Here is an 18,869-nt window from a genome sequence, read left to right on the forward strand (position 1 = left end):
CTCCACGCGACCGATGGGCGCCCCGATGCGCCGGGTGTGACCTGCTCGGAGGACACCGAGGGTCCCACCCGCAATCGATAACCGTTATCGTTTGCGATCGACCGACCCGGTTCCGACCGATGAGGAGCGCCCCGTGCCCGTCCGTGCCCGTCCCGTGTCCCTGGTGGCCGCACTGCTCGGAGCGTTGCTGGTGCTGGTCGCCTGCGGCGGCGGGTCCGGAGGGAGTGCCCCCGCGGCGGCACCCGCGCCGGCGCAGACTCCGGGGTCGCCCGCACCGGCCCCGGGGCGCACGCTGACGGTCGTGGCCACGACGAACGTCTGGGGCTCGGTGGCGAGCGCGATCGCCGGCCCGGGCGTCGAGGTGCGGTCGATCATCCAGGACCCGGCCGCCGACCCGCACTCCTACGAGAGCACCCCGGCCGACGCCGCGGCCCTGGCGAACGCCGACCTCATCGTGGTCAACGGCGGGCACTACGACGACTGGGTCGAGCAGATCCTCGCGTCCGACCCGGCCCTGCAGGGCCGCGCGATCGAGGCGTTCGCGCTGCGCGGCGACCAGGCGCAGGAGAACGAGCACGTGTGGTTCGACCCGACCGCGGTGAAGGGCGTCGTCAGCCAGGTGGCCGAGCGCCTCGCCGCCGCCGAGCCCGCTCAGGCCGCCGCGCTGCGCGAGCGGGCGACCGCGTTCTCGGGTCGCGTCGACGAGCAGGCCGCGCGCCTCGCCGCGATCGGGCAGGCGCGCCCCGGCACCCGCGTGGTCGCCACCGAGCCGATCGCGCAGTACCTGCTGGCCACCGCGGGCGTCGCCGACGCCACCCCGCCGGCGTTCAGCGAGGCGATCGAGAACGAGACCGACCCGCCGGCCGCCACCCTCGCGGAGACGAACCAGCTCGTCGCGTCGCGGGGCGTGGACGCGCTGGTGTTCAATCCGCAGACCGAGACCCCGATCACGACCCAGCTGCGCGACGCCGCAACGGGTGCGGGGGTGCCGGTGGTGAACGTGACCGAGACACTGCCCGCCGGGCAGGACTACCTGACCTGGCTCGACGCCACCCGCGCCGAGCTCGCCCGTGCCCTGGGGGCCCCTGCGTGACCTGTTCGTCGAGGTACTGCTCGTGACGCCGTCGATCCGCCTGACCGACGCAGAGGTCCGCCGCGGGGGTCGCACGCTCTGGACCGGGCTCGACCTCGACGTCGAGCCCGGGGAGTTCGTCGCCGTGCTGGGCCCGAACGGCTCGGGCAAGACGACGTTGCTGACCGTGCTGCTGGGGCTGCTGCCGCTCGCGGTGGGGACGTGCGAGGTGGCCGGGCGCGCCCCGCACCGGGGCAGCGCGGACGTCGGCTACGTCCCGCAGCAGACGAGCATGGACGCGCTCACCCCGCTGCGCGGACGCGACCTCGTCGGGCTGGGGCTCGACGGGCACCGCTTCGGCCTGCCGTTCCGCGGCCGGGCCGAGCGGGCCCGGAAGGTGCGCGAGGCGTTGCTGCAGGTCGACGCCCTGGACCTCGCCGACGCGCCGGTCGGCGCGCTGTCCGGCGGGGAGCAGCAGCGGCTGCGGATCGCGCAGGCGCTCGTCGGGGACCCCGGCCTGCTGCTCGCCGACGAGCCGCTGCACTCGCTCGACCTGGCCCGCCAGCGCGCCGTCGTCGAGCTGCTCGAGCGCCGCCGCCGCGAGCACGGCACCGCCGTGGTGTTCGTGACCCACGAGCTCAACCCGGTCCTGCCCGTCACCGACCGGGTGCTCTACCTGGTCGACGGCCGGTTCCGGATCGGCACGCCCGACGAGGTCATGACCTCCGAGACGCTCTCCGAGCTCTACCGCACCGACGTCGACGTGGTGCGCGTGCGCGACCGCATCGTCGTCGTCGGCGCCGAGGACCGCCTCGTGCACACGGGGGGCGGGCCGCGGTGACGTACTCGCTGCTCGACCTGCTCGCGCTCGACTTCGTCCGCAACGCCCTCGTCGCGGGCGTCGTCCTGGCCGTGCTCGCGGGGCTCCTCGGGCCGCTCGTCGTCGGCCGCGGGATGGCGTTCTCGGTGCACGGCACGGCCGAGCTCGCGTTCGCCGGCGGGGCGGGGGCGCTGCTCGTGTTCGGCACCGAGGCGATCGGGTGGGGCGCGCTGATCGGTGCGGTGCTGGTCGCGCTGCTCTTCGGCGCGCTCGGGCGGGCGCAGCGCGAGCGCGACTCGGTGATCGGCGTGCTGCTCTCGTTCGGCCTCGGGCTCGGCGTGCTCTTCCAGGCGCTCTACACGGGGCGGTCGGCGAACAAGTTCGGCCTGCTCGTGGGGCAGATCGTCGGGGTCGACGTCGGCGACGTGCTGACGCTGACCGTCGTCGGGGTGGTCGTGCTGGTGGTGCTGGCGGTGGTCCGCCGGCCGCTGCTGTTCGCGAGCCTCGACCCCGACATGGCCGCCGCCCGCGGGGTGCCGGTGCGGGCGCTGTCGATCGTCTTCGCGGTGCTGCTGGGCGTCACGGTCGCGCTCGGCGTGCAGATCGTCGGCGCCCTGCTCGTGCTCTGCCTGCTCATCACGCCCGCGGCCGCGGCCGCCCAGGTGACCGCCTCGCCGACGCTGGCCTCGGTGCTCGCGGTGGTGTTCGCCGAGATCGCGGTGGTCGGCGGGATCGTGGCGTCGCTCGACGCGGGGCTGCCGATCAGCCCGTTCGTCGCCTCGATCGCGTTCGTGATCTACCTGGTCTGCCGGGCGCTCGGCGCGCTGCGGACCCGGCGACGCGTCGCCGTCGCCACACCGTGAGCTGCGCTGTCCGGGTGACACCGCGCCGCTAGAGTCCGCCGCATGTCCCAGGGCGGCCGGGGTGCCGAGGACGCCGAACACACGCGTCGCACCGCACGCGCCGGGGGATCCGAGGACCGCGGCCTGCGGCTGGTGACGCGGGTGGCGCTCGCGCTCGTCGTCGTCACCCCCAACATCGTCGGCGCGGGCGTCGTGCTCGTCGTCGCGGCCTGGGTGCTCCCGCTCGGCGAGCTGGTCGAGGACGACCCGGGCGCGCTGATGCGCAACCTCGTCGCGTTCGGCGCCTACCTGCTCGCCGCCGTCGTCGTCGGCTCGATCTGGGGTCACCTCCGGATGCGCGTGCCCCGCGCGCCCGGACCGGGGGCCGACGACGCCGCCGTGCGCCGCCACCGCAAGCGTGTGCGCCGCGTGGTGCTGCGCGGGCCGCTGCGGCTCGCGACGGTGCAGACGGTGCTGTGGATCGCGGCGCTCGTGCTGTTCGTGCTCCTCAACGTCTTCTCGAGCCCGCGGCTGGGGCTCTCGGTGGGCATCACCGTCGGGCTGGGCGGCGTCGCGACCGTCGCCGTGACCTACCGGCTGGTCGAGCGGGTGCTGCGCCGCGAGGTCGCGCGCGTGCTCAACGACAAGCCGCCGGCGGGCCGCGTGCTGCCCGGCGTCGCGCTGCGGTCGGTGGGCTCGTGGGCGCTCGGCACCGCGGTACCGCTGGTCGGCGTGCTGCTGGCGGCGGCGGCGTCGCTGGCGTTCGGCGGCTACACCACCGAGCGGCTGGCGCTGGTGGTGCTCGTGCTGGGCGGGGTCGCGCTCGTCGTCGGCTTCCTCGTCACCGTGCTCACCGCGGCCTCGACCGCCGCGCCCGTGCTCGCCGTGCGCCGCGCCCAGCGCCGCGTCGAGGACGGCGACTACGACGCCGAGGTGCCCGTCTTCGACACCACCGAGCTCGGGCTGCTCCAGGCCGGCTTCAACACCATGGTCTCGGGCCTGCGGGAACGGGAGCGGGTGCGCGACCTGTTCGGCCGCCACGTCGGCGAGGACGTCGCGCGCACGGCGCTGGAGAACGACGTCGAGCTCGGCGGCGAGGTCCGCGAGGTCGCGGTGCTGTTCGTCGACCTCATCGGGTCGACGCGCCTCGCCGCCTCCCGCCCGCCGCAGGAGGTCGTCGAGATGCTCAACGCGTTCTTCGCGGTGGTCATCGACGTCGTCGAGCAGCACGACGGCTGGATCAACAAGTTCGAGGGCGACGCGGCGCTCGCGGTGTTCGGGGCGCCGACCGCGCTCGACGACGCCGCCGGCTGCGCCCTGCGCGCCGGGCGGGAGCTCTCGCGGCGGATCGCCACCGAGCTGGACGGGATCGCGGCGGGCATCGGGGTGTCGGCGGGCGAGGCGGTCGCGGGCAACATCGGCGACACCCGCCGCTACGAGTACACGGTGATCGGAGACCCGGTGAACGAGGCGGCCCGGCTCACCGAGGCGGCGAAGGAGATCGACGGCTGCGTGGTGGCCTCGGGCGCGGCACTGTCCCGGGCCGGCGACGAGGCCCAGCGCTGGCGGGTCATCGACGCCCGCGTCCTGCGCGGCCGCGAGGGCGAGACCGACCTCGCCGTGCCGCGCGAGCACGCCGGGGCCTGCGCGGACGAAGGTGGCGAGCTGCTCGAGCGAACGGGGAGTTCGGGCGCGTAGAAGCAGCGAACAGCACGTTCGCTGCTCCTGGTCAGGCGCGCCGGCGCCGCGCCACCTCGGCCAGGGCCACGCCCGCGGCCACCGAGGCGTTGAGCGACTCCACGTCGCCCGCCATGGGGATGGACACCACGCCCGTGCAGGTCTCGCGCACGAGGCGCGACAGGCCCTTGCCCTCCGAGCCCACGACCAGCACCAGCGGACCCCGGGCCGCGTCCGGGCCGGCGACGTCGTCGAGGTCGTCGATGTCGGTGCCCGCGTCGCCGTCGAGGCCCACCGCGACGAGGCCCTCGTCGAGCCAGCTGGTCAGGGTCCGCGACAGGTTCGTCGCGCGCCCGACCGGAATGCGCGCGGCAGCCCCCGCCGAGGTGCGCCAGGCCACCGGCGTCACGCCGACCGACCGACGCAGCGGCAGCAGCACGCCGTGCGCGCCGAACGCCGCCGCCGAGCGCAGCACCGCGCCGAGGTTGCGGGGGTCCTGCACGCCGTCGAGCGCCACGAGCAGCGGCTCGACCCGCGCCAGGTGCGCCCGCTGGCGTGCCTCCTCGAGGAGGTCGTCGGGGTGCCGGTACTCGAACGCCGGCACCGCGAGCGCGAGCCCCTGGTGCAGGGCGCCGTCGGCCATCCTGTCGACGTCGCCGCGCGGCACCTCGAGCACCGAGACGCCCCGCTCGGAGGCCATCTTGATCGCCTCGCGGACGCGGTCGTCGACGTCGATGTTCTGCGCGACGTAGAGCGCGGTCGCCGGGCTGTGCGCGCGCAGGCTCTCGACCACCGGGTTCCGCCCGAGCACGGTCTGCGGGCCGTCCGGGTCCTCCCGCCGCGACGGGCCCCGGCGCGCGGTCCCGCGCTCGTCACCCGCGGGACGGCGGGCCCCCGGGCTGCGCGACGTCGACGCCGACGCGCCGTCCGAGCGGTAGGCCTTGTGGTTCGGGCGCTTCTCGGCGGGCGGCGTCGGGCCCTTGCCCTCGAGGCTGCGGCGGTTCTTGCCGCCGGAACCCTTCGTCGGGCCCTTCTTCGAGCCCGGGTTGCGACGGGCCCCCGGGCGGCGGGAGTTGCCGGCCATGGCGCTACGCACCGTCCTTGAGGGTCCAGGTGGGTCCGTCGGCGGTGTCCTCGACGACGACGCCGGCGGCGGTCAGTTCGTCGCGCAGGGCGTCCGCGCGGGCGAAGTCGCGCTCGGCCCGCGCGCGGGTGCGCTGCTCGAGCAGCGCGTCCACCAGCGACCCGAGGGCCTGGCGGGCGGCGTCGCCCGAGCCGCCGGCGCCGGAGGTCTCCGCCCAGACGACCGGGTCGAGCCCGAGGACGCCGGTCATCGCCCGGACCGCGCCCGCGAGCGCCAGCGCCTGGTCGCGCGCCCCGGCGTCGAGGGCGGCGTTGCCCCGGCGCACGGTCTCGTGGACCTCGGCGAGCGCGGCCGGCGTCGCGATGTCGTCGTCGAGGGCGGCGGCGAACGCGTCGCTCACCCGGCCGACCTCGACCGCGCCGACCCGGTCGTGCACGCGGTGCACGAACGACTCGATGCGGTGGTACGCCGCGGCCGCCTCGGCCAGGGCCTCCTCGGAGTACTCCAGCGTCGAGCGGTAGTGCGGCGCGACGAGGTAGTAGCGCAGCTCCACCGGGCGCACCCGCTGGAGCACGGCCGGGATGGTCAGCGTGTTGCCGAGCGACTTCGACATCTTCGCCCCGGCCATCGTCACCCAGGCGTTGTGCAGCCAGTACTCGGCGAACCCGTCGCCCGCGGCGCGCGACTGCGCGAGCTCGTTCTCGTGGTGCGGGAAGACGAGGTCGAGCCCGCCGCCGTGGATGTCGAAGCGCGGGCCGAGGTAGCGCGTGGCCATCGCCGAGCACTCGAGGTGCCAGCCGGGGCGTCCGCGTCCCCACGGCGTCGGCCAGTCCGGCTCGCCCGGCTTGGCCGCCTTCCACAGCGTGAAGTCGCGGGGGTCGCGCTTGCCGCGCGGGTCGCTGCCCTCGCCCTGCTCCATCTCCTCGAGGCGCTGACCGGACAGCTCGCCGTAGGACGGCCACGTCGACACCGCGAAGTAGACGTCGCCGCCGGCCGAGTAGGCGTGCCCGCGCTCGATGAGCCGCTCGATGAGCTCGATCATCTCGGTGACGTGGCCGGTCGCGCGCGGCTCGATCGACGGCGGCAGGCAGCCCAGCGCGTCGTAGGCCGCGGCGAACGCCCGCTCGTGCGTCGCCGCCCACTCCCACCAGGGCCGGCCGGCGGCCTCGGCCTTGGTGAGGATCTTGTCGTCGATGTCGGTGACGTTGCGGACCAGCAGCACGTCGTAGCCGCTGTGCGTCAGCCAGCGGCGGAGCACGTCGAAGTCGAGACCCGACCGCACGTGCCCGACGTGGGGCACGCCCTGGACGGTGGCCCCACACACGTAGATCGACGCCGTGCCGGCGCGCTGCGGCCGGAACTCCCGCAGCTCGCGTCGTGCGGTGTCGTACAGGTGCAGGCTCACCGCCCGGATCCTACGGAACGCTGGATCCGCCCTGACCGGCCCGTCGGGGGAGCGCTCCTCGCCAACCGATCGATCGTTCGGGAAGCCCCTTCCCAAGGTGTGAGGACGGACATAGAGTCGCGCCAGTCATTCGACGATTTCGCTACGCGAGGAGTGGTCAGCGTTGTCCATCACGTGCCGGACGTCTCTCGTCCGTCAGGCCCCGGGCAAGTACGAGACGGCGACGGTCGAGGTCGACGACCCGCGTCAGGGCGAGATCCGGGTCAAGATGGTCGCGTCGGGTCTGTGCCACTCCGACGACCACATCGCGACCGGTGACATCCCCGTCGGCACCTACCCCTTCGCCGGGGGCCACGAGGGTGGCGGGGTCGTGGAGTCGGTCGGCCCGAACACCCCGGGCTGGGAGGCCGGCGACAAGGTCGTCTTCTCCTTCCTCCCCGCCTGCGGCAAGTGCCGCTGGTGCGCCACCGGCCACTCGAACCTCTGCGACCTCGGCGCCGGCCTCCTCGCGGGCACCCGCTGGACCGACCCGTCGACCCGTCTGCACCTCGAGGACGGCAGCAACGTCGGCCAGATGTGCGGCATCTCGACCTTCTCCGAGTACACGACCGTCGCCGTCGACTCGGCGATCAAGGTCCCGCAGGACACCAAGCTCGAGGTCGCCTGCCTGCTCGGCTGCTCGGTGGGCACCGGCTGGGGCACCGCCGTCAACACCGGCGACGTGGCCCCCGGCGACACCGTGATCATCCAGGGCATCGGCGGCATCGGCGCCAACGCCGTCCAGGGCGCCGCGCACGCGGGCGCCGCCAACGTCATCGCCGTCGACCCGGTCGCGTTCAAGCGCGAGAAGGCCCTCGAGCTCGGCGCGACCCACGCGGTCGAGTCGATGGAGGAGGCCACGGAGATCGCCAAGGGCTTCACCAACGGCCAGGGCGCCGACGTCGCGCTCGTGACCATCGGCATCACCAAGCCCGAGCACGTCGGCGAGGCGTTCGCCGCGATCCGCAAGCAGGGCACCGTCGTCGTCACCGGCCTCGGCGACATCACCGAGATCGGCGTGCCGATCCCGATCGGCGAGCTGACCCTGTTCGAGAAGAAGCTCAAGGGCTCGCTGTTCGGGTCGTCGAACCCGCACGCCGACATCCCGAAGATGCTCGACCTGTACAACCACGGGAAGCTCAAGCTGGACGAGCTCGTCACCAAGCAGTACAAGCTCGACGAGGTCGCCCAGGGCTACGAGGACATGCACGCGGGCAAGAACATCCGCGGCGTCCTGATCTTCGACTGAGGTACACACATCCCGTGACGAACGGTTCCGCGGCCCCGGTGTCCACCGAGCCCGAGGGCGCAGCTCCGCTGCGCTCCGTGCACCAGGACACCGGGGCCGCCCCCGGTCTGCCCACCGCCGGCCCCCTCCCGGTACGCGCGATGATCGACGCGTCCCGCGCCCGCGTCGTCGGGCGCGTGCGCGAGTCGGAGGTCATCGCCGCTGCGCTCGCCGCCGGGCGCAGCATCCTGCTGGAGGGGCCGCCGGGCACCGGCAAGACGACCCTGCTGCGCGCGCTCGCCGAGGGCGCCGGCGTCGGCCTCGAGCTCGTCGAGGGCAACGCCGAGCTGTCCCCGGCGCGCCTCGTCGGCCACCACGACCCCTCCCGCGTGCTGACCGAGGACTACCGGCCCGAGAACTTCGTGCCCGGCCCCCTGGTGCGCGCGCTGACCTCGGGGGCCCTGCTCTACGTCGAGGAGCTCAACCGCGTCCCCGAGGAGACGCTCAACGTGCTGCTCGGCGTGCTCTCCGAGCGACGCCTGCACGTGCCGCGCCTCGGGGTCGTCGACGCCGCGCCGAGCTTCCGGCTGGTCGCGGCGATGAACCCCTCGGACGCCGTCGGCACCGGGCGCATCACCCCGGCGCTCTACGACCGCTCGTGCCGCGTCGGGTTCGCGCACCAGAGCGCCGACGAGGAGACCGCGATCGTGCGCCGGGACCACGGCGTGGTCGACGCCGCGTTCGTCGAGCGGGCCGTGCGCGCCACGCGGGCGACGCGCGAGCACCGCGACCTGCGGCTGGGCTCGTCGGTGCGCGGTGCGCTCGACCTCGTCGCCGTCGCGGCGTCGCTGGCCGAGCTGCGCGACGTGCCGCTCGCGGGCCGGCTCGCCCCGGCCGCCGAGACGACGGGCACCGACGCCGCGCTGGCCGCGCTGTCCGGGCGCGTGCAGATGCTCGAGGGGTCGACGCGGACGGTCGAGGAGGTCGTCGCCGAGCTGTGGGCGGCGAGCGCCCCGGTCGACGAGCCCGGCGCCGAGGACGGTGACCCGGGAAAAGCCTGAGCCCCGACGGGTCGCCGCCCCCGCCGGGGTCGGGACGCTCGCCCGGGGCCCCGCCGCGCGTGGTCACCGACCCCAAGGAGGTCGAGCAGCTCCTGCGCGACCAGGCCCGGCGCACCGAGACGCGCGCCGACCTGCAGCGACGTCACGACGACCTCGAGCAGGTCACCCCGACGGTCGGGGTGCTGGACGAGGCCGCCGTGTCGGGCGCCTACGAGGAGGACCCGGACGCGACCGTCGACCTCCTCGCCGACCTCGCCCGCGCCACCGATCCCGCCCTGCGCGCGGCGGCCCGGAGGCTCGCGGTGCGCCTGCTCGTGCCGCCGGCGCGCGCGGGCGAGACCGAGCGGCGGGGCTCGAGCCGGCTCGCGACCGTCGCCGGCGACGGCCTCGACCTGGACCTCGACGCCACCCTCGAGCGCTCCCTCGAGCACCGCCCGATCCGCGCCGAGGACCTCCGCTGGCGCGGCTGGCGCTCCCCGGGGCGGGCGATCGTGCTGCTCGTCGACGCGTCGGGGTCGGTGGCCGGCAAGCCGCTCACCACCGCCGTGACGACGGCCGGCGCCCTCGCCGCGGGGCTGCGCACCGACGACGAGCTCGCGGTCGTGGCGTTCTGGTCGCGGGCGGTGCTCCTGCGCCACCTGCACTCCCCCGCGCCGGCGTCGCAGGTGCTCGACTCGCTGCTCGACCTGCGCGGCGGGTCCACCACCGACCTCGCCCTCGGCCTGCGCACCGCGCTCGCCCAGGCCACGGCGGCCCGGGTGCCGCACGCCGACGTCATCGTCCTCACCGACGGGGCGTGGAACGAGGGCGAGGACCCGGCACCCGTCGCCGGCGCGTCAGGGCCCGCGCGCGTGCACACGCTCGTGACGGTCGACGACGACGAGGCCCGGATCTCCTGCGCGCGCCTCGCCGCGGCCGGGGGCGGGCGGTCGGTGCCGCTGTTCAAGCCTTCCGACGCCCCGGCCGCCGTGCGGGCGGTGCTGCGGTAGAGCCTGCTGCTCGCCGCGGGGCGGACTCTTCGTGGTGGATGCTTCGGCTTTCGAAGCATCCACGGTGGGGCCACCTCCCGACCCGACCCACCGCCGCAGATCACCCGACACTTCGGGCGCCGCGACGGCCGACGCCCTACGCGGAGCCGCGACGCCGCGCGACATCCGTGGCGTGGCCGTCGAGCAGGGCCGCGAGCTCGTGGCGCAGGCGCGACCGGTCGATCGGGTGGACGAGGACCCGGCGCCCCGTGCCGTCGAGGCCCCACGCGACGCGCCCGACCTCGGTGTCGAGCACGGTGACGGTGCGCGGGCCGCGCCGCGGCACGCCGTCGGCGTCGCGAGCGGTCACCCCGAAGGTCATCGCGCGGTCCGGGGTGCGCGCCCACATCGCCCGCAGGCGCTCGACGTGGTGCGCGGACGCGCCGGCGCGCCGGACCCGGCGGCAGCGGTCGCCGAGGGTCAGGCCCCGGCCGAACAGGGCGTCGGCGGGCAGCGACATCGGCACCCCGGGCGCGGCGCGCACGTCGGGGAGGCGGGCGAGGAGGGCACCGGCGAGGTCGTGGGGGTCGACGGTCTCGAGGAGCAGGCCCTCGGTGTCGAGACGGGCGACGACGCCGAGCGTCCCGCGGGCGGCCGCGAGCGTCGGCTGGGGCGCGCGCCTGTCGGCGAGCACGACGACGTCGAGCTCGCAGGCCGGGCGCGCGAGGACCCCGAGGGCGTCGGCCAGGCCCGGGTCGGGCGCACCGCGGTCGTCGAGCAGCCCCTGCGCGGCGAGGCCTCGCCAAGCCGCGGCGTCGAGGGCGTCGCGCTCGGCGTAGGTGCGGCCGTGGTCGAGGACGTGCAGGGCGGCCGGGCGCGCGTCGAACCCGAGGTGGCGCCAGAGCGCGACGTACTGACCCACGTCGAGCCGGGCGCCCGCGAACCGCGAGCCCAGCGTCATCGGCAGGACGCCCCTCACTCGCCGATCACCGGAGGCGTGGTGGCGGGGAGCGCGCCGGCGATGGCGTCCGGGTCGTCCTCGGAGAGGTAGTCGGGCCGGCGTCGCTGACCGTCGCCGCCCTGCCCACCGACGACGCCCGCCGGCGGGATCATCGGCACCGCGCCGCCGCGACCTTCGGCCGCGGCCGCCCCGGCCGTACGGGCGACGGCGGCCTCCGCGGCTGCCCCGCCACCGGCGCCGACCCGCGCGCCCGGTCCCGGCTCGCCGCCCCCGGCGCCGCCGCCCACCCCGCCGGCTCCACCACCCGAGCCGCCGAGACCTCCCCCGAGCCCACCGCCGGGGCCACCGCCCAGACCTCCCCCGGGACCACGGCCGGACCCCCCGCCCGCTCCACCGCCCAGGCTGCCGGCGCCGCGGCCGCCGGGCGCCTCGCCGGCGCCGACCGCCGTACCCGGTCGCGGACCGCCGACCCCGCCCGAGCCCCCGACCCCGCCCGACCCCGCAGCTCCGCCCGACCCCGGCACGCCGGCGCCCGGCGCGCCGCTCGTCCCCGGGAGACCGTTCGCACCCGGGACCACGCCCGATCCACCGGGGCGCCCGGCGCCCGTCTCGCCCGGCGTCCCCGGCAGACCCGGCACGCGACCGGCGCCCGTCGACCCCGGCGCGCCCGGCCCGCGCCCGGCACCCGTCGGCCCCGGGACGGCGCCCGGCGTCGCCCCGGGCCGTGCCCCCGGCGGCACGCGTCCCGCGCCCCCGGCACCACCGCCCGGCACGGCACCCCCGGGCGGCACCACGCCACCCCCGGCCCCTGCGCCACCCGTTCCCGCGCCGCCGGGACCAGCACCGCCGGGACCAGCACCGCCGGGACCAGCACCGCCCGGCACGCCGGCCGAGCCGGCGCCGCCGGTCGCGGGGCTCCCCGGCGCGCTCGGGCTGCCGGGCACGCCGGTCGTCGTCGCGCCGGGAGGCACGCCCCCGGCCCCCGCACCCGCCCCACCACCGGCCCCGCCGGCCCCGACGGGAACGCCGAACACGCCCTCCGCGCTGGCCGCGACCGGCGGCGCGGGCGGCAGCCCGGCCGGCGTCACACCGGTGCCCTGCGGTCCTGCGAACTGGGGCAGCGTCGCCATCGAGCCGCCGCTCGCGCCCTGGTACTCCTCCATCGCCTGTTGGGCCCGGCGCTCGGCGATCTGCTGCTGGGCGATCTGCGCGAGCGCGTCGGCGCCCCCGAGGGGCACCGAGAGCGGGGAGGCGATCCCGACGTCGGGCACCGTGCCGAACAGGGTCGAGCCCTCGAGGTAGCCGTCGACCCCGGCCTCCCAGGCCGACCCGAACTCGGGGCGTTCCTTGCCCGCCAGGACCTCGCGCTGGGCGACCTCGAGGTGCGCCCCCTGCTGGTCACCGATGCCCCGCACCGCCGTGGCGAGTCCCCGCGCCTGGTCGACCCACGGCCGCAGCGGCTCCACGCGCTCCTGCGCGGACGACGCCGAGTCCCCCGTCCACGCGACGCCGAGCGTGGTGTTGGCGCGGCCGACGGCGTCGGTGACCGCGACCATCCGGTCGGCCAGCTCGTGCCAGCGCGCGCCCGCGTCGTGGAAACCGGGTGAGCCGGGGCCCGTGCTCAGGGCGTCCCAGATCGCCTGGTGCGGCACGCCGTACCAGTTGGTCTGGAACGGTGGGTCGGACTGGGCCACCGGTCACCTCCTCGCGGCGATCGTAGGAAGACGCCGCGCGGCGTGGGTGCCGTTCCGCAGAACTCAGGCAGGCCGCAGCATCGCCGTCGCGACGGCCGCGAGACCCTCGCCGCGCCCGGTGAGCCCCAGCCCGTCGGACGTCGTCCCCGAGACGGCGACCGGACCGCCGAGCGCCGCGGACAGCGCCGCCTGCGCCTCATCGCGGCGCGTGCCGATCTTCGGGGCGTTGCCGATCACCTGGACCGCGGCGTTGCCCAGCACCCAGCCCTCCGCGCCGACCAGCGCGCGGACCTCCTCCAGCAGCCGCACCCCGGACGCGCCGGCCCACTCCGGGCGGCCCGTGCCGAACACCGCACCGAGGTCCCCGAGCCCGGCGGCCGAGAGCACCGCGTCGCACAGCGCGTGCGCGGCGACGTCGCCGTCGGAGTGCCCCGCGCAGCCGTCGACGCCCTCCCAGTACAGCCCGGCCACCCAGCACGGCACGCCGGGACTCACCGGGTGCACGTCGGTGCCGATGCCGACCCTCACGAGGGCGAACCCGTCGCGACCGTGCCCACCAACGCCTCCGCCATCGCGAGGTCCAGCGGCGTCGTCACCTTGAACGCCCGCGGGTCGCCGGGCACCGTGACGACGCCCACCCCGAGGTCCTCGGCGAGGCCGGCGTCGTCGGTGGCGACGACCGGCCCGCCCGCCGCGCGCTGCTCGCCCGCGCGGGCGTGGGCGGCGCGCAGCGTCGCCCGGTCGAAGCCCTGGGGCGTCTGGACGGCGGCGAGCCCGGTGCGGTCGACGAGGCCGGTGACGACGCCCGCCCGGTCGGTGCGTCGCAGGGTGTCGGCGACGGCGGTGACCGGTACCACCGCGCGGTGCCCGGCGCGCACGGCGTCGACGACGGCGCGCACCACCTCGGGCGGGCACAGGCACCGGGCGGCGTCGTGCACGAGCACCACGTCGGCGTCGACGGGCAGGGCCTCGAGACCCGCGGCCACGGAACCGACGCGGTCGTCGGCGCCGGGCACCACGACGGCTCGCCGCGACCCGAGCGCCGCGCGCATCGCGTCCTCGTCGCCGGGCGGGGCGACGACGACGACCGTCTGCACCCCGCCCTCGACGAGCCCGTCGACCGCGCGCGCCACCAACGTCAGACCACCCACGACCGCGAGCGCCTTCGGCCGGCCGAGACCGAGCCGTTCACCGCGTCCCGCCGCCGGCACGATCGCCGCGACGGTCACCGCCCCGGGACGCCCGTCGTCAGGAGGCCAGGACCTGGTCGAGCAGCGACTCGGCGGCCACCTCGTCGGTGCCCTCCGCCAGCGCCAGCTCGCTGACCAGGATCTGGCGTGCCTTCGCCAGCATCCGCTTCTCGCCCGCGGACAGGCCGCGGTCCTTCTCGCGGCGCCACAGGTCGCGCACGACCTCGGCGACCTTGTTCACGTCACCCGACGCGAGCTTCTCGAGGTTCGCCTTGTACCGGCGCGACCAGTTGGTCGGCTCCTCGGTGTGCGGCGCACGCAGCACCTCGAACACCCGGTCCAGACCCTCCTGGCCCACGACGTCGCGGACACCGACGATCTCGGCGTTGTCCGCGGGGACCCGGACGGTCAGGTCGCCCTGGGCAACCTTGAGGACGAGGTACTTCTTCTCCTCGCCCTTGATCGTCCTGGTCTCGATGGCCTCGATGAGTGCGGCACCGTGGTGCGGGTAGACGACGGTCTCGCCGACCTTGAAAACCATGTGTCCCGAGCCCCTTTCGCTGCATCCAGATTAACACGTCCGACGCACGGGCATTGCAGGGGATTGCGCCGTCTTCGCAGGTCAGGGACTTGACAACTCGGCGGGGGCCGTGCATGTCCAGGTCACGGCCCGCGCCCGGACGGCCGGGGCGCGGCGCGGGTACTAGGGTGTCGCTCGCCGTCTGGAGACCGCCCCCACCCGAGAGGACACCCGGACCCATGAGCCGCCGCCCGCGCGGGCCCCGACCCGGGCTCGTCGTCGCGACCCTGCTCACCGCGGCGCTGGCGCTCGCCGGGTGCAGCGCCGGGGCCGTCACCCAGACCGACACGATCGTCTCCCAGGCCGCCGGTGCGCGCGGCCAGGTGGGGGACATCGTGCTCCAGGACGTCTCCCTCGACGCCGGCCCGGCCGAGTCCGTGCCGGCGGGCGGCGAGATCTTCGTCCGCGGCACGATCATCAACCAGGGTCCGACGGCTGACCGCCTGGTGTCGGTGTCGACGCCGTACGCGGTCGGCGCCCGCCCCGAGGGCCAGCTCGCGATCCCCGCCGAGAACGCCGTCCGGATGGTCGGTGCCGAGCCGGTCCCGGTCGGCCCCGGCAGCATCGACGCCCGCGTGGCCGGCGCGATGCGGGTGGCGCTCACGGGCGTGACCCAGCAGCTGCGCCCGGGCCCGACCTACGCGGTCACCTTCACCTTCGAGCGCGCCGGGGCCGTCACCGTGCCGACGATCGTCGTCGGCGTCGGCCCGTCCGTGGGCTGACACCCGCGCGCCGTCCGGCGCTGTCGGGGCCCCGTCCTACGGTGCGCTCGTGACGTCACGCGCCCGCGCCGCCCGCTTCGAGTGCACCGCCTGCGGCCACACCGCCGCCAAGTGGGTCGGCCGCTGCCCGGACTGCGGGGGCTGGGGCACGGTCGAGGAAGCCCCCGACACGTCCCCCGCGGCGGGGCGCAGCGGACGCCCCGGCGTCGCGCCGACGCCCGCGGCGCGTCCGGCCAGCCCGGTCCGCCAGATCGGCCAGGTCGATCTCGAGACCGCCACGGCCCGGCCGACGGGGGTCGGCGAGCTCGACCGCGTGCTCGGCGGAGGCCTGGTGCCCGGCGTGGTGGTGCTGCTCGCGGGCGAGCCGGGGGTGGGCAAGTCCACGCTGCTGCTCGAGGTCGCGGCCCGACGGGCGCGTGACGGGGCCACGGTGCTGTACGTCACGGGCGAGGAGTCGGCGGGTCAGGTGCGCCTGCGCGCCGAGCGGACCGACGGTCTCGCGCCGCACCTGTTCCTCTCCGCCACCGGCGACCTCGAGGAGATCGCGGCGCACGTCGAGGCCGTCGACCCCGAGCTGCTGGTGGTCGACTCGGTGCAGACGGTCGGCACCGCGACGGCGGAGGGCTCGCCCGGCGGCGTGTCCCAGGTGCGCACGGTCACGACGGCGCTCGTCGCCCTCGCCAAGCAGCGCGACCTGCCCGTGGTGCTCATCGGCCACGTCACCAAGGACGGCGCGGTGGCCGGGCCGCGCACGCTCGAGCACCTCGTGGACGTCGTGCTCTCCTTCGAGGGCGACCGGCACTCCCCGTTGCGGCTGGTCCGCGGCCTGAAGAACCGCTTCGGCGCCACCGACGAGGTCGGCTGCTTCGAGATGAACGACCGCGGGATCGCCGAGGTCGCCGATCCGTCCGGGCTGTTCACCGGCGGGCTCGAGCGCACGGTGGCCGGGCAGGCGGTGACCGTGGCGATGGAGGGCCGCCGCCCGCTCATGGCCGAGGTGCAGGCGCTCGTCGCCACCCGGCCGTCGGACACCCCGCCGCGCCGCGTGGTGTCCGACCTCGACAGCGGCCGCGTCGCCAAGATCCTCGCGGTGCTCCAGGAGCGCTGCAAGCTGCGCCTGCACGACAAGGACGTCTTCGTCGCCACGGTCGGCGGCATGAAGCTGCGCGAGCCGTCGGCCGACCTCGCGGTCGCCATCGCGATCGCCTCGGCCTACCACGGCGAGGCGGTGCGCTCCGGGCTCGTCGCCATCGGCGAGGTCGGGCTGGGCGGCGAGGTCCGCCGGGTGGTCGCCCTCGAACGTCGCCTCGCCGAGGCCGGCCGGCTCGGCATCAGCCGCGCGATCGTGCCGCCGGGCGAGGTCCGCACGCCGAAGGGCCTGACGGCGGCGCCGGTCGACGACCTCCGCGGCGCCCTGATGCGCACCACCCTCGAGAAGGACCCGGACCTCAGCCTGCGAGGGTGAACGACACCGGCTCGCTGATGATCCCGTCGAGTCGCGCGAGCAGCTGGTAGGTGCCCGGCGGCACCACCGTCCGCTCCCCCGCGCAGCCCGGCATCGACGTCTTCCCCGACCAGCGCACCGAGAACACCGCCTCCTCGCCCGGGGCGAGGGTGCGGACGTCGTCGGTGTCTCCGGGCGAGCAGTCGTTGCTGCCCCACAGGCCGTCGCCTGGCGTGCGGACCACGGCCACCGCCTGCTTCGCGGCGTCCAGGTCGCGCACGCAGGGGGCGTCGCCGGTGTTGGTGACGACGAGGCTGAGCACGGGCTTGCTCCCTGCCGGGTAGCTCGTCGCGTCGGTGCGGGCGGTGATGCTCAGGTCGCCGTCGGCGCACGGTCCGGGCTCCGGGGCGCTCGCGGTCGACGACTCCGGAGGCGTGGTCGTCGGCGTGGTCGTGCTCGGGGGCACCGAGGTGCCGGGGGCGGGCGTGGTCGTCGGGGTGGCGAGCAGCGGTCCGGCGGAGCCCGTCGGGACGCCGGGCGGCAGGAAGCCGCGGAAACCCGTGCCGCCCGGGGGCACGAGCAGCGCGCCGTCGGGCACCGGCGTGGGCGCGAGCCCCGGCCCGTCGCCGGGCGGGACGACGGTGGGTGGCGCGCCGGGCTGCCCGACCGTCGGGGGCGCGGGCAGGGCGCCGGGCGGGGTGTCGGGGAGCGCGGCCTCGATCGGCCCGCGCGTGTCCGTGTCGGCGCCGGCCGGTGCGGCGCGGCTCTCCGGGTCCGCCCCGGCCATCGCCGCGGCGCGGGCGCGGGCCTCGACGGTGGCGGGCTCGGGCTCGCCGCCGGCCAGACCGACCAGACCGACCAGACCGACCAGGGCCCAGACGAACCCCCCGAGCACGAAGGTCACGACGCCGAGCGCGAGGACCCGGCGCCGCCAGTAGACCGACGGCGCGAGCGGTCCGACCGGCTCCCACACGTCACGGAAAGTAGGTTCGCGATCGCGCTGGGCGATCCTCCACCACGCGGTCGCCGGTCCGTTTCACCCGACGGTGGCGACGGCGGGGGGCCGGGGCAGGATCGGCGGTCGATGGGCACCACCACGTCCGCCGGCGGCACGCCGACCGCCGTCGACACCACGCTCGCCGACGTCCTCGTCCCCTGGTTCCGCGCGCACGCCCGCGACCTGCCCTGGCGCCGTCCGGGCACGACGCCGTGGGGCGTGCTCGTGTCCGAGATCATGCTCCAGCAGACGCCGGTCGCGCGGGTCGAGGACCCGTGGCGCACGTGGCTCGAGCGCTGGCCGCGGCCCTCGGCGATGGCCGCCGCACCCGCCGCCGACGTGCTGCGGGCCTGGGGCAGGCTCGGCTACCCGCGGCGCGCGCTGCGCCTGCACGCGGCCGCACAGGCCATCGCCGCCGACCACGACGACGTCGTCCCCGCCGACGTCGAGACCCTCGAGTCGCTGCCCGGGATCGGGACCTACACCGCCCGCGCGGTCGCGGCGTTCGCGCACGGGCAGCGGGTGCCGGTCGTCGACACCAACGTCCGTCGCGTCGTCGCCCGCGCCGTGCACGGGCGCGCCGAAGCCGGCCCGGCGGCGTCGCGGGACCTGGCGGACGTCGAGGCCCTGCTGCCGGGCGGCGACCCGGGAGCGAGGGACGCCTCGGCTGAGTCGGACGCGGCGGCGGTCACCCTCGCCGGACACCACGAGGACGCCGCCACGATGTCGGCGGCGCTCATGGAGCTCGGGGCGACGGTCTGCGTGGCCCGCGGGCCGCGGTGCGGGGGCTGCCCCGTGGTGGAGCTGTGCGCCTGGCAGCGGCTCGGGCGCCCGGCGTGGGACGGTCCGGTGCGCAAGGCCCAGACCTGGGCGGGCACCGACCGCCAGGTGCGCGGACGGCTCCTCGACGTCCTGCGCGGCGCGCCGGGCCCGGTGACCGCGGAGGCGCTCGAGAAGGCCTGGCTCACCGATCCGGCGCAGCGCGCGCGCTGCCTCGACTCGCTGCTCGTCGACGGCCTCGTCGAGCAGATGGCCGACGGTCGCTTCGCGCTGCCGGGCGAGGCGGGCGACGTAGGCTGACGGCC

At 76.4% G+C, this 18,869-nt stretch carries 18 protein-coding genes; 10 read left to right on the plus strand and 8 right to left on the minus strand.

Annotated elements, in window-relative coordinates:
- The first annotated feature begins 133 nt into the window (after nucleotides 1–133).
- From PGB27_RS18650 to PGB27_RS18665, 4 genes are read left to right on the plus strand one after another with little or no spacing between them, the layout of a single operon-like run.
- Entirely contained in the window at nucleotides 134–1,093 is a 960-nt protein-coding gene (locus PGB27_RS18650; RefSeq protein ID WP_274201893.1) for a metal ABC transporter solute-binding protein, Zn/Mn family, read from the plus strand.
- A complete protein-coding gene (locus tag PGB27_RS18655; RefSeq protein WP_274201894.1) occupies nucleotides 1,071–1,913 on the plus strand; it encodes a metal ABC transporter ATP-binding protein in 843 nt (280 codons plus the stop codon). Before PGB27_RS18650 ends, PGB27_RS18655 begins: the two co-directional genes overlap by 23 nt.
- A complete protein-coding gene (locus PGB27_RS18660; protein WP_274201895.1) occupies nucleotides 1,910–2,755 on the plus strand; it encodes a metal ABC transporter permease in 846 nt (281 codons plus the stop codon). The genes PGB27_RS18655 and PGB27_RS18660 overlap by 4 nt, the downstream gene beginning before the upstream one ends.
- Nucleotides 2,756–2,797: 42 nt before the next feature.
- Nucleotides 2,798–4,432, plus strand: a complete 1,635-nt coding sequence (locus PGB27_RS18665) for an adenylate/guanylate cyclase domain-containing protein (protein WP_274201896.1) — start codon at nucleotides 2,798–2,800, stop codon at nucleotides 4,430–4,432.
- A gap of 31 nt (nucleotides 4,433–4,463) precedes the next feature.
- Here PGB27_RS18665 and rlmB read toward each other — a convergent pair whose 3' ends face one another.
- Nucleotides 4,464–5,495: a 23S rRNA (guanosine(2251)-2'-O)-methyltransferase RlmB gene (gene rlmB / locus PGB27_RS18670; protein ID WP_274201897.1), complete on the minus strand. Its 1,032-nt coding sequence runs from the start codon at nucleotides 5,493–5,495 to the stop codon at nucleotides 4,464–4,466.
- A gap of 4 nt (nucleotides 5,496–5,499) precedes the next feature.
- On the minus strand, nucleotides 5,500–6,900 hold the full coding sequence (gene cysS, locus PGB27_RS18675) for a cysteine--tRNA ligase (RefSeq protein WP_274201898.1): 1,401 nt from the start codon (nucleotides 6,898–6,900) through the stop codon (nucleotides 5,500–5,502).
- A 163-nt stretch (nucleotides 6,901–7,063) separates the two neighbouring features.
- Here cysS and PGB27_RS18680 point away from each other — a divergent pair, with 163 nt between their 5' ends.
- The 3 genes from PGB27_RS18680 to PGB27_RS18690 are packed head-to-tail and all read left to right on the plus strand — an operon-like array spanning nucleotide 7,064 to nucleotide 10,217.
- On the plus strand, nucleotides 7,064–8,188 hold the full coding sequence (locus PGB27_RS18680) for an NDMA-dependent alcohol dehydrogenase (RefSeq protein ID WP_274201899.1): 1,125 nt from the start codon (nucleotides 7,064–7,066) through the stop codon (nucleotides 8,186–8,188).
- A 14-nt stretch (nucleotides 8,189–8,202) separates the two neighbouring features.
- A complete protein-coding gene (locus tag PGB27_RS18685; RefSeq protein WP_274201900.1) occupies nucleotides 8,203–9,228 on the plus strand; it encodes an AAA family ATPase in 1,026 nt (341 codons plus the stop codon).
- 59 nt (nucleotides 9,229–9,287) lie between these two features.
- Nucleotides 9,288–10,217: a VWA domain-containing protein gene (locus PGB27_RS18690; RefSeq protein WP_274201901.1), complete on the plus strand. Its 930-nt coding sequence runs from the start codon at nucleotides 9,288–9,290 to the stop codon at nucleotides 10,215–10,217.
- Nucleotides 10,218–10,353: 136 nt separating this feature from the next.
- On the opposite strand, the gene PGB27_RS18695 is transcribed toward PGB27_RS18690, so the two are convergent.
- The 5 genes from PGB27_RS18695 to PGB27_RS18715 all read right to left on the minus strand — a co-directional run bounded on the left by PGB27_RS18695 (nucleotide 10,354) and on the right by PGB27_RS18715 (nucleotide 14,582).
- On the minus strand, nucleotides 10,354–11,175 hold the full coding sequence (locus PGB27_RS18695; protein ID WP_274201902.1) for an ESX secretion-associated protein EspG: 822 nt from the start codon (nucleotides 11,173–11,175) through the stop codon (nucleotides 10,354–10,356).
- Nucleotides 11,172–12,851 (minus strand): PPE domain-containing protein, encoded by a 1,680-nt coding sequence (locus PGB27_RS18700; RefSeq protein WP_274201903.1) that lies wholly within the window; start codon nucleotides 12,849–12,851, stop codon nucleotides 11,172–11,174. The genes PGB27_RS18695 and PGB27_RS18700 overlap by 4 nt, the downstream gene beginning before the upstream one ends.
- Nucleotides 12,852–12,914: 63 nt before the next feature.
- The gene (gene ispF, locus PGB27_RS18705; RefSeq protein ID WP_274201904.1) at nucleotides 12,915–13,379 is read right to left on the minus strand and encodes a 2-C-methyl-D-erythritol 2,4-cyclodiphosphate synthase; all 465 of its coding nucleotides are present in this window, start codon (nucleotides 13,377–13,379) and stop codon (nucleotides 12,915–12,917) included.
- Nucleotides 13,376–14,080, minus strand: a complete 705-nt coding sequence (gene ispD / locus PGB27_RS18710; RefSeq protein WP_274201905.1) for a 2-C-methyl-D-erythritol 4-phosphate cytidylyltransferase — start codon at nucleotides 14,078–14,080, stop codon at nucleotides 13,376–13,378. The genes ispF and ispD overlap by 4 nt, the downstream gene beginning before the upstream one ends.
- 19 nt (nucleotides 14,081–14,099) lie before the next feature.
- The gene (locus PGB27_RS18715) at nucleotides 14,100–14,582 is read right to left on the minus strand and encodes a CarD family transcriptional regulator (RefSeq protein WP_116707106.1); all 483 of its coding nucleotides are present in this window, start codon (nucleotides 14,580–14,582) and stop codon (nucleotides 14,100–14,102) included.
- Nucleotides 14,583–14,800: 218 nt separating this feature from the next.
- On the opposite strand from PGB27_RS18715, the gene PGB27_RS18720 reads away from it, so the two are divergent.
- The gene (locus PGB27_RS18720) at nucleotides 14,801–15,343 is read left to right on the plus strand and encodes a copper chaperone PCu(A)C (RefSeq protein WP_274201906.1); all 543 of its coding nucleotides are present in this window, start codon (nucleotides 14,801–14,803) and stop codon (nucleotides 15,341–15,343) included.
- Between the two features lie 49 nt (nucleotides 15,344–15,392).
- Nucleotides 15,393–16,808, plus strand: coding sequence for a DNA repair protein RadA (radA, locus tag PGB27_RS18725; RefSeq protein WP_274201907.1), 1,416 nt, complete (start codon nucleotides 15,393–15,395; stop codon nucleotides 16,806–16,808).
- Here radA and PGB27_RS18730 read toward each other — a convergent pair.
- A complete protein-coding gene (locus PGB27_RS18730; RefSeq protein ID WP_274201908.1) occupies nucleotides 16,792–17,760 on the minus strand; it encodes a DUF4232 domain-containing protein in 969 nt (322 codons plus the stop codon). The genes radA and PGB27_RS18730 overlap by 17 nt on opposite strands.
- Before the next feature lie 111 nt (nucleotides 17,761–17,871).
- On the opposite strand from PGB27_RS18730, the gene PGB27_RS18735 reads away from it, so the two are divergent.
- Complete coding sequence (locus PGB27_RS18735; RefSeq protein WP_274201909.1) at nucleotides 17,872–18,864, plus strand: HhH-GPD family protein; 993 nt, start codon at nucleotides 17,872–17,874, stop codon at nucleotides 18,862–18,864.
- Nucleotides 18,865–18,869: the final 5 nt, after the last annotated feature.

It is taken from the genome of Actinomycetospora lemnae (assembly GCF_028737315.1).
GTDB classification, from domain to species: Bacteria; Actinomycetota; Actinomycetes; order Mycobacteriales; family Pseudonocardiaceae; genus Actinomycetospora; species Actinomycetospora lemnae.

Coding starts and splice junctions, on each gene's coding strand:
- PGB27_RS18665 (WP_274201896.1), top strand. CDS start 2,798: ATGTCCCAGGGCGGCCGGGGTGCCGAGGACGCCGAACACACGCGTCGC.
- rlmB (WP_274201897.1), bottom strand. CDS start 5,495: ATGGCCGGCAACTCCCGCCGCCCGGGGGCCCGTCGCAACCCGGGCTCG.
- PGB27_RS18735 (WP_274201909.1), top strand. CDS start 17,872: ATGGGCACCACCACGTCCGCCGGCGGCACGCCGACCGCCGTCGACACC.
- PGB27_RS18720 (WP_274201906.1), top strand. CDS start 14,801: ATGAGCCGCCGCCCGCGCGGGCCCCGACCCGGGCTCGTCGTCGCGACC.
- PGB27_RS18715 (WP_116707106.1), bottom strand. CDS start 14,582: ATGGTTTTCAAGGTCGGCGAGACCGTCGTCTACCCGCACCACGGTGCC.